Annotated in this window: 11 protein-coding genes; 4 read left to right on the forward strand and 7 right to left on the reverse strand. The window is 72.4% G+C overall.

The window, feature by feature from the left end:
• The first annotated feature begins 64 nt into the window (after window positions 1-64).
• Window positions 65-1,042 carry an LLM class flavin-dependent oxidoreductase gene (locus DQ244_RS03210; RefSeq protein ID WP_113809994.1) on the forward strand — a complete coding sequence of 326 codons (978 nt, stop codon included), beginning with the start codon at window positions 65-67 and terminating at the stop codon, window positions 1,040-1,042.
• 1 nt (window position 1,043) lies between these two features.
• Here DQ244_RS03210 and DQ244_RS03215 read toward each other — a convergent pair whose 3' ends face one another.
• A complete protein-coding gene (locus DQ244_RS03215; protein WP_113809995.1) occupies window positions 1,044-1,496 on the reverse strand; it encodes a hypothetical protein in 453 nt (150 codons plus the stop codon).
• 96 nt (window positions 1,497-1,592) lie between these two features.
• Between DQ244_RS03215 and DQ244_RS03220 the strand changes: the two genes are divergently transcribed.
• Together DQ244_RS03220 and DQ244_RS03225 are read left to right on the forward strand one after the other, a co-directional pair.
• Complete coding sequence (locus DQ244_RS03220; protein ID WP_113809996.1) at window positions 1,593-2,498, forward strand: DUF1028 domain-containing protein; 906 nt, start codon at window positions 1,593-1,595, stop codon at window positions 2,496-2,498.
• A gap of 251 nt (window positions 2,499-2,749) precedes the next feature.
• On the forward strand, window positions 2,750-4,978 hold the full coding sequence (locus tag DQ244_RS03225; protein WP_147251457.1) for a bifunctional diguanylate cyclase/phosphodiesterase: 2,229 nt from the start codon (window positions 2,750-2,752) through the stop codon (window positions 4,976-4,978).
• 10 nt (window positions 4,979-4,988) lie between these two features.
• On the opposite strand, the gene DQ244_RS03230 is transcribed toward DQ244_RS03225, so the two are convergent.
• From DQ244_RS03230 to DQ244_RS03255, 6 genes are all read right to left on the reverse strand, one after another.
• On the reverse strand, window positions 4,989-5,297 hold the full coding sequence (locus tag DQ244_RS03230) for a hypothetical protein (protein WP_113809998.1): 309 nt from the start codon (window positions 5,295-5,297) through the stop codon (window positions 4,989-4,991).
• 148 nt (window positions 5,298-5,445) lie between these two features.
• Window positions 5,446-6,018, reverse strand: a complete 573-nt coding sequence (locus tag DQ244_RS03235; protein WP_199580129.1) for a PaaI family thioesterase — start codon at window positions 6,016-6,018, stop codon at window positions 5,446-5,448.
• Between the two features lie 69 nt (window positions 6,019-6,087).
• On the reverse strand, window positions 6,088-8,622 hold the full coding sequence (locus DQ244_RS03240) for a bifunctional diguanylate cyclase/phosphodiesterase (RefSeq protein WP_158544456.1): 2,535 nt from the start codon (window positions 8,620-8,622) through the stop codon (window positions 6,088-6,090).
• Window positions 8,623-8,763: 141 nt separating this feature from the next.
• Window positions 8,764-9,573: a succinate dehydrogenase/fumarate reductase iron-sulfur subunit gene (locus DQ244_RS03245; protein ID WP_233491138.1), complete on the reverse strand. Its 810-nt coding sequence runs from the start codon at window positions 9,571-9,573 to the stop codon at window positions 8,764-8,766.
• The gene (locus DQ244_RS03250; RefSeq protein ID WP_113810000.1) at window positions 9,570-11,516 is read right to left on the reverse strand and encodes a fumarate reductase/succinate dehydrogenase flavoprotein subunit; all 1,947 of its coding nucleotides are present in this window, start codon (window positions 11,514-11,516) and stop codon (window positions 9,570-9,572) included. Before DQ244_RS03250 ends, DQ244_RS03245 begins: the two co-directional genes overlap by 4 nt.
• A 15-nt stretch (window positions 11,517-11,531) precedes the next feature.
• On the reverse strand, window positions 11,532-12,170 hold the full coding sequence (locus DQ244_RS03255) for a succinate dehydrogenase cytochrome b subunit (protein WP_233491139.1): 639 nt from the start codon (window positions 12,168-12,170) through the stop codon (window positions 11,532-11,534).
• A 227-nt stretch (window positions 12,171-12,397) separates the two neighbouring features.
• On the opposite strand from DQ244_RS03255, the gene DQ244_RS03260 reads away from it, so the two are divergent.
• Window positions 12,398-13,003 (forward strand): sulfite oxidase-like oxidoreductase, encoded by a 606-nt coding sequence (locus tag DQ244_RS03260; RefSeq protein ID WP_199580130.1) that lies wholly within the window; start codon window positions 12,398-12,400, stop codon window positions 13,001-13,003.
• Window positions 13,004-13,091: the final 88 nt, after the last annotated feature.

Raw genomic sequence — 13,091 nt, forward strand, 5'->3', positions numbered from 1 at the left:
CGGCGGGAAGCCTCCCGGGGTCGCGTCGGTTGTCCCTGGCAACCGACGCGAAAGGCCCCCGCACATGAGCATCACGCTGTCCGTCCTCGACCTCGCCCCGATCCCGCGGGGGGAGACCGCGAGCAGCGCCATCGCGGCCAGCGTGGCCCTGGCCCGGCGCGCGGAGGAGCACGGGTTCGCGCGGGTCTGGTACGCCGAGCACCACAACATGCCCTCGATCGCCTCGTCGGCCACCAGCGTGCTGATCTCCCACGTCGGCGCGCACACCGAGCGCATCCGGCTCGGGGCCGGCGGCGTGATGCTGCCCAACCACTCGCCGCTGACCATCGCCGAGCAGTTCGGCACCCTCGAGGCGATGTACCCGGGCCGCATCGACCTGGGTCTGGGGCGCGCGCCCGGCAGCGACCAGAACACGATGTACGCGCTGCGCCGCGACCCGCACTCGGCCGACACCTTCCCGCAGGACGTCGTCGAGCTGCAGGGCTACCTGACCGGTGAGACGCGGGTGCGCGGCGTCGACGCCATCCCGGGCAAGGGCTCGAACGTGCCTCTCTACGTGCTCGGCTCGTCGATGTTCGGCGCGCAGCTCGCCGCGGCCCTCGGCCTGCCCTACGCCTTCGCCTCGCACTTCGCGCCGGCCATGCTCGAGCCCGCCGTCGCCGCCTACCGCGACCAGTTCACGCCGTCGGCGCAGCTCGACCGGCCGCACGTGATCGCCGGGCTCAACGTCGTGGCCGCCGACACCGAGGACGACGCGCGGCAGCAGTTCGCGGCGGTCAAGCGGAACCTCGCGATCGGGCTCTTCGGCCGCGGCCAGGCGCTCACCGACGAGCAGGCCGACCAGCTGCTCGCCCAGGGCGCCGGGCACCACGTGGACACCATGCTGACCCACACCGCGCTGGGCACCCCCGGCCAGGTGGGCGACTTCCTCGAGGGCTTCGCCAAGACCGCCGACGCCGACGAGCTGATCGTCGCCTTCCAGTCACCCTCGCTCGAGGGCCGGCTGCGCGCGGTCGAGCTCACCGCCTCGGCGCTGCGCTGATTCAGTCGTCGTCGTCGCAGATCTGGATCTCCAGCCGCCCGTCGTCCCGCAGGTCGGCCTCGACGTCGACGTCCTCGTCCCCTCGCCGGAACTCGACGTCGACCTCGTCGTCGTCGCTGCTCGAGTTGATGCTCCACCCGTCGTCCGACCGCGCCTCGATCGAGAGTCCGCCGCCCTCGGCGTCCAGCCTGAGCGTCCCGATGCCGGGGAGGGAGTAGCGGCCGTCGGGTGACTCCGGCACCGCCGCGCAGGTCCCCGGAGCCGGGCGCTCGACCTGCCCGGGAGCGGACGCCGACGGCCCGGGAGAGGGCTCGTCGGACGGCTCGGGCGAGGGCTCCGCGGACGAGGAGCCCGTCGACCGGCTCGCCTCCGCCGGTGCGGGCGGGTCGTCGGTGCACCCTGCCAGGAGCGGCACGGCGAGCAGAACCAGGACGACGGCGGGCGAGCGACGCATGACCGCTGTCCTACTCCTTTCCGCTCCTCCGTGGGGGTGACGACGTGACCGACGACCGGGTTTGCCGCCCCGGGGAGGTGCGGGTACGCCCGCGAGGTGACCTACTCGATCGTGGCCCGTGATCCCGAGACGGGGGAGATGGGCGTCGCCACCCAGTCCCAGGCGTTCGCCGTCGGCAACAGCGTCCCGTTCGCCCTCCCCGGGCACGGGGTGATCGCGACCCAGTCGATGGCCGAGCCGATGTACGGCTCGGTCGGCCTGGACCTGCTGCAGGGCGGCTTCACCGCCCAGGAGGTGCTGACGGCGCTGAGCAGCGTCGACCCCCAGCCGGAGCGGCGGCAGCTGGCCATCCTCGGCGTGAACGGCGACCTGGCCGCCTACACCGGTGCCAGCTGCGTCGACGACGCCGGGCACCTGATGGGCGAGAACTGCGTGGCGTTGGCGAACATGGCCAGCTCACCGGCGGTGTGGGAGGCCATGGTCGAGCGGTTCGAGGGGTCCTCCGGGCCGCTCGCCCAGCGCCTGCTCTCCTCGCTGGTGGCGGGGGAGGAGGCGGGTGGCGACTTCCGGGGCCGGCGCTCGGCGGCCATCATGGTCATCCGCTCCACCACGACCGGTCGCCCGTGGCACGACATGGTCGTCGACCTCCGCGTGGACGACTCGGCCGATCCGCTCGGCGTGCTGGCCGACCTCACCGTCACCCGGGCGCGCTACCAGGACGTCGTCCGCGCGTTCCAGCAGGCCATCGACGGCGACCCGGTCACCGCCGACCGCGAGCTGGAGCTGCTGCGCCCGATGGACCCGGTCACCGAGCCCGACCAGCTCATGTGGCGCGCGGTGATCGCCGCCCTGGCCGGCCGCGAGGACGCGGCCCGCGAGATGCTCCAGGAGCTGGCCGCCCTCGCGCCGCAGTTCCTCGAGGCGGCCAGCCGCTTCGGCAAGGCCGGGCTCATGCCGGCCGACGTGGTCGAGCGGATCATCCCGCCGGTGCCGGCGACCTGAGCCGCCGGCTCAGCCCGGGTGCCGGCGCGCTCGCGGGCGCAGGGGCCGCTCACGCAGGAGGGTGCGGTCGCGCACGCGCCACTGGCGGTCCGCGCCGGTGAGCATCCCGGTGCGGCTGCGGTGCTCACCCGCACGAGGGGCCCACCGGGTGACGCACGTTTCAGTTCCGCCTGATTTCGGCCGATCGGGTTCTCATGAGGTTCCGACGTCGCGACACGACCGGCGAGGCCCGCCGGGGTGCCGATCCGTCGATGCGTGCCGTCCGCGTGCTCGGCGCCGTCTTCGGTGGCGGCTGGGTCGTGGCCTCGATCGCCAGCGCCGCGGGTGTCGGCACGGCCGCCTCGTTCCTGGCCGAGAAGGGCAAGCTGCTCTTCCTCGCCTCGCTCGTCGTCATGTTCGTGGTGCGCGGGCTGGCCGGCCCGGGCCGGGCCGCCTGGTGGTGCTTCGCCGGCGCCATGGCCTCCTACCTGGCCGGCGCCACCGCGTACGAGTTCCACGACCGGTACCTCCCCGACGCCGCGGCCCTGGCGTGGTCCGACGTCGCGTTCTTCGGCTTCTACCCCCTGGCCTTCGCCGGCCTCTGCCTGCTGATCCGGGTGCGGACGCGGACGATCACGCTCAGCACCTGGCTCGACTGCGCCGTCACCGGCCTGACCGCGGCCGCGGTGGCCGCTGCCCTGGCACTGGGCGCCCTGATGCGGCAGACCGACGGGGACCTGGCCCTCATCGCCAGCGTCGGCTACCCGGTCGCAGACCTCTTCCTCTTCGGCCTGATCGCCGGCGGGCTCGTGGTCACCGGCCGCGACGCCGGAGCCGGCTGGTGGTGGCTGATCGGCGGTTTCGCGGTCTTCCTGGTCGCCGACACCCTCTACGCCTTCCAGGTCGTGCACGGCACCTACGTCGCCGGCGGCCCGCTCGACACCCTTTGGGGCCTGGCCTTCATCGCGTTCGGCCTGGCCGCCTGCGTGGCGCCGCGCCCGGTGCGGCTGGACGGCGCCGGGGTGCCGCAGCGCCCGCTGGTCGTGCCGGCGGTCTGCGCGCTCATCGCCCTGGGCATCCTCTTCCGCGGGTACCTGGCCGGTGGCGACCCGGTCGCCGGCTGCCTCGCGCTCGGCGCGGTGCTGGCCGCGCTCGCCCGCACCGGTCTCACCTTCCGCGACGTGCGGGCGCTCGGCGTCAGCCTCCGGCAGGCCCGCACCGACGAGCTGACCGGCCTGCCCAACCGGCGCTCGGTCTTCGAGTCCCTCGACGCGGCCGACGAGCGGCTGGCCGACGGGGCCACGATCGCCGTGCTGGTCCTCGACCTGGACCGGTTCAAGGAGATCAACGACTCGCTCGGCCACTCCGTCGGGGACGCGCTCCTCCGCGAGGTCGGCGGCCGGCTGCGCGGCGAGCTGCGCGAGGCGGACATCCTGGCGCGGCTGGGCGGCGACGAGTTCGTGGTCCTCGCCGAGGACCTGGACCCCGGCTCCGCCCTCCTGCTGGCCCAGCGGCTGCGCGCGCAGTTCCAGCGCCCGTTCCTGCTCGCCGGTCTCGAGCTGACCGTCGACGCCAGCATCGGCGTCGCCGTGGGACCGGACCACTCGGCGAACTCCGCCGAGCTGCTGCAGCTGGCCGACCTGGCCATGTACTCCACCAAGGCCGGCCGCCTCGGCACCGGCCTCTACGACGAGGCCCGCGACGGTCACGGCCGGCACCGGCTCGAGGACGTCTCCCAGCTGCGGCACGCGCTCGACCGCGGCGAGCTGGTCCTGCACTACCAGCCGAAGCTGGCGCTGAGCACCGGTGTGATCGACGGCGTCGAGGCGCTGGTGCGCTGGCAGCACCCCACCCGCGGCCTGCTGTACCCCGACGCCTTCATCGACCTCGCCGAGTCCGCCGGCCTGATGAGCCGGCTGACCACCCAGGTCATCGACATGGCGCTGGCGCAGTGCCACGTGTGGGCCGGGCAGGGCCGGGCGCTCACGATGGCGGTCAACGTCAGCCCGTCGAACCTGGTCGACGAGCAGTTCCCCGACGTCGTCGCCGAGCTGCTCGCCGCGCACGAGCTGCCCGCCGGGTCCCTCGTGCTCGAGGTGACCGAGAGCCTGCTCATGGAGGACCGCGAGCGCGCCGTGCGCGTGCTCGGCCGGCTCCGCGACGACGGCGTCGGCGTGGCCATCGACGACTACGGCACCGGGCACTCCAGCCTCGCCTACCTGGCCGCGCTGCCGGTGACCGAGCTGAAGCTGGACCGCACGTTCGTCTCCGCCATGACGGGCAGCGCCCGCGCGGAGTCCATCGTCACCTCGACGCTCCAGCTGGCCCACGCCCTGGGCCTGGTGCTGGTCGCCGAGGGGGCGGAGGACCAGGCCACCGTCGACGCGCTCACCAACCTGGGCTGCGACGTCGTCCAGGGCTACCACCTCAGCCGCCCGCTGCCGCCGGACCAGCTCTGGACCTGGCTGCAGGACCGCTCGCCGGTCGCCGTCGCCCGCTGACCGCTCCGCGTCACCAGCCCGGCGTGGGCCCCTCGTCCAACCAGGTCGCGTACTCGTCGTCGGTCATCGGCCGGGCCGCGGCCAGCGCCTCCTCGAGGACGGTCAGCGGGACGCCGGGCGGGCCCATGACCCCGACCCGGACGTCGGCGTCGGAGCGGGCGAGCTCCTGCCAGCCCTCCGTCCTGCGCAGGTAGCGGTCGTCGCGCACGAGGGTGCACGAGAGGACCGGCTGGTCACCTCCGGGCGTCCAGGCGGAGGACGGCGCGCACGGGTCGGCCACGGCGGGATCCACCGCCTGGTCGCGGAACGGCCACAGCACGTCCTCCGGGCGGCCCGAGTCCGCCTCGAGCGCCGTCCAGACGAGCGGGCTGCCCGTGAGCTGCGGCAGCGATGCCCGGTAGCCGTCGAGCTCGGTGACCCACGGGTGCTCGGGGGTGCCGCCCGCGGTGGTGATCCGCTCGGTGAGGTCATCCTCCTGCGCCCGCTGCCCCGCGTGGGCTCAGGCGACCGGGACCGGGAAGACCAGCAGCGAGCTCGACGCCGTCGCCACCGTCTTCCCCGAGGCGTTCCAGGACCTCGCCCTCGGCGAAGGCCACCCGGCTGCCGGGCTTGACGACGCGGCCGATCGCGATGAGCGGCCCGCTGGTCGCGTGCACCGCCCGGAGGTAGCTCACCTTGAGCTCGATCGAGGTGTAGGCGACCCCGGCCGGGAGGGTGGTGTGGACGGCGCACCCGGCGACGGTGTCCAGCAGCGTGCAGACCAGACCGCCGTGGACGACGCCGATCGGGTTGTAGACCGACTCGTCCAGCTCGCAGGTGAACTCCACCCGGCCCTGCTCGAGCGCGGTGATGCCCATCTGCACCAGCCGGGCGATCGGGGGAGGGGGCAGCACGCCGTCGCGGATCGCCTGCATCGTCTCCAGCCCCGAGCGCTCGAGCGCACCGGCAGCGGTGATCATCGGGTCGTGCCACTCGACGGTGCGGGAGCGGGGGGCGCCCCAGGAGGCAGGAGCGGACGAGGACGTCGGTTCGGCGGTCACGACCTCAGGTTCACACATCGAACCCAGGTGTGACCAGGGGTGCCCGGAGAAGGTGCTCCCCGACCCGGGTCAGACCACCCGCAGGGAGCCGTGCCGACGGAGCCCGGCCAGCCAGGGCAGCAGGTCGTCGGTGGGCATCGCCCGGGCGAGGTGCCAGCCCTGCACCAGGTCGCAGCCCATCGCGGTGAGCACGTCGGCCGTTCCCTGGTCCTCGACGCCCTCGGCGACCACCTCGAGGCCCAGGTGCCGGCCGAGGTCGACGATCGCCCGCACGATGGCGGCGTTCTCGCCCTCCGTGCCCAGCCCCGTGACGAAGCTCCGGTCGATCTTCACCTCCTGCACGGGCAGGCGCTGGAGGTAGGACAGCGAGGAGTACCCGGTCCCGAAGTCGTCGAGGGACAACCGGACGCCCAGAGCCCGGACCTGGTGGAGGAGGGCCACCGCTCGTGCCGGATCGGCCATGACCGAGCTCTCGGTCACCTCCAGGGTCAGCCGGTCGGCCGGGACCCCGTGCCGGCGCAGCAGCCGCTCGACGTCGTCGAGCAGGTCGCTGTCCTGCAGGCTGCGGGTGGAGAGGTTCACCGCGACGCCGATGTCCTGCCCGGCCGCCCGCCAACGGGCGCAGGCGGCCAGCGACGCGTCGAGCACCCGGGTCGTGAGCGGGCGGATCAGGCCGCTGCGCTCGGCGACGGGCACGAACTCGTCCGGGGAGACCCAGCCCAGCTCGGGGTGCTCCCAGCGCACCAGCGCCTCCACCCGGACGACGTCCCCGGTCGCCAGCACCGCCTGCGGCTGCACGTGGACGACGACGTCGCCGTTGGCGAGCGCCGCGCGCAGCTCCGAGACCAGCGTCAGCCGGCGGGGGCTGTCGGCGTCCAGCTCCGGCTCGTACACCCGCAGCCCCCGAGTCGAGGTCTTGGCGTCGTACATCGCGAGATCGGCCTGCTTGAGCAGGACGGCGGGGTCGCAGGACTGCGGACCGGCGAGCGCGATCCCGATCGAGCCGCCCACCTCCACCTCGTGCCCCTCGAGGGCGATCGGCTCCTCGAGCGCGTGCAGCGCGCGCCGGGCCAGGCGCAGCGCGCGGCCCTCGTCCGACGAGCCGGGGACCAGGATCGCGAACTCGTCGCCCCCCAGCCGCGCGACGGTGCCGGCGTTCCCCACGGCAGTCGTGAGGCGGGCGGCCACCTCGACCAGCAGCCGGTCGCCCTCGTGGTGGCCGAGCGTGTCGTTGACCGCCTTGAACTCGTCCAGGTCCAGGATCATGACGGCCGCACCGGCCGCGCGGCCGGCCGTGATCTCCGCCAGCGCCTCGGTGAGCCGGCGCTGCAGGTCGGCCCGGTTGGGCAGGCCGGTCAGCGAGTCGTGCAGCGCATCGTGCCGCAGGCGGCCGATCAGCTCGCCGTTGCTCAGCGCGACGCTGCAGTGGTTGGCCATGGTCTCCAGCAGCAGGACGTCGTCCTGCGTGAAGGTCCGCAGCGCCCCCAGCCGGTTCCCGACGCTGAGGCTCCCCGCGATTCCGGTACCCCTGCTCAACGGCACGACGACGGCGTCCAGCAGGCCTCGGGAGGCCAGCCACTCGCGGGCATCCGCATCGCTGGAGTTGTACGGCAGCAGGACCGCCCGGCGCTGGTCGTAGACCTGCGTGGCGAGCCACCCGTCGGCGGGGTCGAACGGGTCGACCGACGTCGTCATCCGGCCGTCGGCGTCGATGCGGAAGCGCGTGACCGTGGAACCGTCCGGCGTCCGGAAGGCGGCGACCGCCCGTTCCGCGTGCAGGATGTCCCTCGCCTGGGCGAGGACCGTGTGCAGGACGTCGTGGGTCTCGGGCTCGCTCCCCACCGCCTGGCTGAAGCGGTAGAGCCGTTCGAGGTGGAGATGCCGCTCCGAGAGGGTGGCGTAGGCGCGGAAGCCGAGCAGCAGCATGGCCGCGAACACCACGAGCAGCGGTGCGCTGGCGGCGGACGCCGACAGGCAGGTCACCGTGATGAGGGCGGTGGTCGTCGCCAGCGCCGGCATGGGGTTCAGCACGGCCTCGCGGAGGGTCGCGGCCAGGTCGACGCGCCCTTCGTGGATGCCGATCGCGGTGCACACCGCGAGGGCGCCCAGCCAGTCGGCGGCGAGCGCGCCGGCGTAGGCGGCGACCCAGCTCACCGGGCCGACCTCGGAGCCGGAGGCGATGAGGTGGAAGAGGGCGAGGGAGACCCCGACCTCCATCGCCCCGAGGCAGAGGTTGAACGCGGCCTTGAGCGGCCGGGACCGCCGGGTCAGCGCCGACGAGACGATCGAGGAGACCAGTCGCGCCGCGAGGAGGGCCGCGGGTGCGGCGAAGAACAGCCCGAGGACAAGGGGCAGCTCCGACAGGGTGAGCGTGTGGGTCTCCCGGCGGACCCGGATGTTCAGGACGAACGCATCGGTCACCGCGAAGCCGAGGGCGAGCAGCCACCACGGCAGCGAGACGGTGGTGAGCAGGGGGGAGTCGCCGAGGACGGGCAGCCCGGTCGCGCCGGCGATCCCCACGACGACGACGAGCAGTGCCAGGATCCGGAGCGTCTGCGCATCCGGTCGACGCCATCCGGTCGGCCGGCGGACGGCGAGGGTCATCCGAGACCTCGTGACATGTCCTGCACGTCGGCAGGTCGGCGGTCCGGCTGTAACCGGTCTCCCTCTCCCAGGTGACATCCCCCCGGACGACGACGGCCCCGCCCCCGTGTCGGATGGGGGCGGGGCCGTCGGCGGACGCGGTCAGCTCTTGGGGCGCGCTCCGGCCCGGAGCGCACCGAGCAGGTCGTGGTTCAGCCGGGAGATGGTCTCCATCGAGATGCCCTTGGGGCAGGCGGCCGAGCACTCACCGATGTTCGTGCAGCCACCGAAGCCCTCGCGGTCCTGCTGCGCGACCATGTTGACCACGCGGTCGTCCCGCTCCGGCTGCCCCTGGGGGAGCAGGCCGAGGTGGGTGACCTTGGCGGCGGTGAACAGCATCGACGAGGCGTTCGGGCAGGCCGCCACGCAGGCGCCGCAGCCGATGCAGGTGGCGGCGTCGAACGCGGCGTCCGAGTCGGCCTTGGGCACCGGCGTCGCGTGCGCCTCGGGAGCCGTGCCGGTGGGCACCGAGATGTAGCCGCCGGCCTGGATGATCCGGTCGAACGCCCGCCGGTCGACGGCGAGGTCCTTGATCACCGGGAACGCGGTGGCGCGCCACGGCTCGATGTCGATCGAGTCGCCGTCCTTGAACGAGCGCATGTGCAGCTGGCAGGTGGTGGTCTGCTGCGGACCGTGCGCCTGCCCGTTGATCATCAGACCGCACATGCCGCAGATGCCCTCGCGGCAGTCGTGGTCGAAGGCGACCGGGTCGTCGCCCTGCATGATCAGCTGCTCGTTGAGCACGTCGAGCATCTCGAGGAAGGACATGTCGGGGGAGATGTCGGTGACCTTGTAGGTCACCATCTTGCCCTTGACCGACGGGTCCTTCTGGCGCCAGATGCGCAGGGTCAGGTTCATCCCGCGCTTCTCGGCCGCCGGGTTGCCGACGCTCGACTGCATGCTGGCTGTCACTTGTAGCTCCGCTGGGCGAGGTGGACGTACTCGTACACGAGGTCTTCCTTGTGGAGGACCGGGGGCTGACCCTCCGGCGTCCACTCCCAGGCGGCGACGTAGGCGAAGTTCTCGTCGTCGCGCAGCGCCTCGCCCTCCGGGGTCTGGCTCTCCGCGCGGAAGTGGCCGCCGCAGCTCTCGCGGCGGTGCAGGGCGTCGATGCACATGAGCTCGGCGAGCTCGATGAAGTCGGCGACCCGGCCGGCGTGCTCCAGCGTCTGGTTGAAGGAGTGCCAGTCGCCGGTGACCTTCAGGTTGGTCCAGAACTCCTTGCGGATCTCCTGGATCCGGTCGATGGCCTTGCGCAGGCCCTCGTCCGTGCGCTCCATGCCGCAGTAGTCCCACATCAGCTGGCCCACCTCGCGGTGGAAGGACGCCGGGGTGCGGGTGCCGTTGATGCTGAGGAGCTTCTGCACCTCCTCCTGCACGCCCTGCATGGCCTCGACCGCGGCCGGGTGCGACTCGTCGACCTTCTCGAACGGGCCGTCGGCCAGGTAGGAGCTGATCGTCGAGGGGAGGACGAAGTACCCGTCGGCCAGACCCTGCATCAGCGCCGAGGCGCCGAGGCGGTTCGCACCGTGGTCGGAGAAGTTGGCCTCACCGATCACGAACATGCCGGGGATCGTCGACTGCAGGTCGTAGTCGACCCACAGGCCGCCCATCGTGTAGTGCACGGCGGGGAAGATCCGCATCGGCGTCACGTAGGGGTCCTCGCCCGTGATCTGGGCGTACATGTCGAAGAGGTTCCCGTACTTGGCCTCGACCGCCGGGCGGCCCAGCCGCTGGATCGCCTCGGCGAAGTCCAGGTAGACACCCAGCCCGCCGGGGCCGACGCCGCGGCCCTCGTCGCAGACGTTCTTCGCCTGGCGCGAGGCGATGTCGCGGGGCACCAGGTTGCCGAACGAGGGGTAGAGCCGCTCGAGGTAGTAGTCGCGCTCGTCCTCGGGGATGTCGTTGGCGGGGCGGTCGTCGCCGCGCTCCTTGGGCACCCACACGCGGCCGTCGTTGCGCAGCGACTCCGACATCAGGGTCAGCTTCGACTGGTAGTCGCCCTTGACCGGGATGCAGGTCGGGTGGATCTGCGTGTAGCAGGGGTTGGCGAAGTACGCGCCCCGCTTGTGCGCCCGCCAGATCGCCGTGGTGTTGGAGCCCTTGGCGTTCGTGGAGAGGTAGAAGACGTTGCTGTAGCCACCGCTGGCGATGACGACGGCGTCGGCGAAGTGGGTGCTGATCTCGCCGCTGACGAGGTCGCGGGCGACGATGCCCCGGGCCCGGCCGTCGACGATGATCAGGTCCAGCATCTCGGTGCGGGCGTTCTGCTCGACGCTGCCGGCCGCGATCTGCCGCTCGAGCGCCTGGTAGGCGCCGTAGAGCAGCTGCTGGCCCGTCTGGCCGCGGGCGTAGAACGTGCGCGACACCTGGGTGCCGCCGAAGGAGCGGTTGTCGAGCAGGCCGCCGTACTCGCGGGCGAAGGGGACGCCCTGCGCGACGCACTGGTCGATGATGTTGACGCTGACCTCGGCGAGCCGGTGAACGTTGTTCTCCCGCGCCCGGAAGTCGCCGCCCTTGACCGTGTCGTAGAACAACCGGTGCACGCTGTCGCCGTCGTTGCGGTAGTTCTTCGCCGCGTTGATACCGCCCTGCGCCGCGACGCTGTGCGCGCGGCGGGGGCTGTCCTGGTACCAGAACGACTTGACCTTGTAGCCGGCCTCGCCGAGCGTGGCCGCGGCCGCGCCGCCGGCCAGACCGGTGCCGACGACGATGACGGTCAGCTTGCGGCGGTTGGCCGGGTTGACCAGACGACCGCGGAACCGGCGCTCGCTCCAGCGCTCGCCGATCGGGACGTCCATGGGGGCCTTGGTGTCGGCGATCGGGTCGCCGACGCTGAACAGGTCGAGAGGCATCGCGGGTGGAGCTCCTTAGTCGACGAGCCCGAAGAGGACGCTGAAGGGCACGATGAGGAAGCCGGCGGTCAGGACCACCGAGAAGACGAGCGCGAAGGCGTTGACCGTCCGCTCCCGCCGCCGGTTGCTCTGGCCCAGGGTCTGCGTGGCGCTCCAGATGCCGTGGCGGAGGTGCATGCCGAGCAGGAGGAGGGAGATCACGTAGAAGGCGGTGATGAAGGGGTTCGAGAAGCTCGCGACCAGGCGGTCGTAGGGCGAGCTGTCGCCGTCGGGGTTCACCGTGCCGGTCGTCAGGTCGAGGATGTGGTAGACGATGAAGAGCAGCACGATCACGCCGCCCCAGCGCATCGTCCGGGAGGCGTAGCTCTGGGCCACCGCCTTCTTCGTCACGTACCCCTGCGGCCGGGCCCGCTTCGCCTGGCGCCACAGCGAGACCGCGGCCCAGAAGTGGGCGACCACGGCGACGATCAGCGCGATGCGGATGATCGTCAGGGCGGTCTGCGGGGGCAGCGCGGGCGCACCGATGGTGCGGATCCACTCCGAGTAGCTGTTGAACGACTCCCGGCCGGTGAAGACCTTCAGGTTCCCGACCATGTGCGCGATCAGGTACAGCACCATCACGATGCCGCTGACGGCCATGACGGCCTTCTTCACGACCGAATTGGTCTTCGCGACCTTCGGCGTCCTACGACCAGCGTGCGTCACCGTCACCACAAGTCCCCACGCTAGGACTACACGGGGCTTGCCACCAACCAAACACGGGGTGACACACCTCTCGTAAGGGTGCCCTCACCGCAGGTCAGGGCCGTCTCCCGGCATCCGTGCAGGTGGCGATGACGGTCACGATTGGGCCACGGGCGCGCGTGGGGGAGGATCGCGCCGTGCCTCCACCCACCCGCGGTTTCCTCGGCCGGCGCCAGCGCGACCCCCGTCTGCCGCCCGGGCAGTACGACGTCGGCACCGACTGGCCGGTGCTCACCGCCGAGCCCACCCCGCGGATCGCGCCGGAGACGTGGAGCGTCACGGTCGACGGGCGGGTCGAGGCGCCGACCACGTGGACGTGGGACGAGGCGCACCGGCTGCCCCGCTCGGAGTACCGCGGCGACATCCACTGCGTGACGACGTGGTCGAAGTTCGGCACCTGGTTCGCCGGCGTCAGCGTCGACACCCTGCTCGAGGCGGCCCGGCCCACCGCCGAGGCGCAGTTCGTCATGGCGACGTCGAAGACCGGCTACACGACCAACCTGCCCCTGGCCGACGTCACCGGCGGCAAGGCGTGGCTGGTCTGGGAGTTCGACGGGAAGCCGCTGCCGATCGAGCACGGCGGTCCGGTGCGGCTGCTCGTCCCGCACCTGTACTTCTGGAAGAGCGCCAAGTGGATCAGCAAGCTCACGCTGATGGCCCGCGACCAGCCGGGCTTCTGGGAGCAGAACGGCTACCACGACCGCGGCGACCCGTGGCGGCAGCAGCGGTACCAGGGTGATTAAGGACCTCGCTGCCTCCCACGACTCGCAAGCTCGCCGTGGGGCCCTGCACCGAGGCCGGACGGTGTGGTGACGGCCGCGAACCGTGGAT

Origin of the sequence: Blastococcus sp. TBT05-19, assembly GCF_003319095.1 — a bacterium.
In the GTDB taxonomy this organism is placed as follows: domain Bacteria; phylum Actinomycetota; class Actinomycetes; order Mycobacteriales; family Geodermatophilaceae; genus Blastococcus.

Excerpts from the sequence above, each read along its gene's own strand:
- DQ244_RS03210 (WP_113809994.1), top strand. The coding sequence starts at position 65 with ATGAGCATCACGCTGTCCGTCCTCGACCTCGCCCCGATCCCGCGGGGG.
- DQ244_RS03240 (WP_158544456.1), bottom strand. The coding sequence starts at position 8,622 with ATGACCCTCGCCGTCCGCCGGCCGACCGGATGGCGTCGACCGGATGCG.
- DQ244_RS03215 (WP_113809995.1), bottom strand. The coding sequence starts at position 1,496 with ATGCGTCGCTCGCCCGCCGTCGTCCTGGTTCTGCTCGCCGTGCCGCTC.
- DQ244_RS03225 (WP_147251457.1), top strand. The coding sequence starts at position 2,750 with ATGCGTGCCGTCCGCGTGCTCGGCGCCGTCTTCGGTGGCGGCTGGGTC.
- DQ244_RS03250 (WP_113810000.1), bottom strand. The coding sequence starts at position 11,516 with ATGCCTCTCGACCTGTTCAGCGTCGGCGACCCGATCGCCGACACCAAG.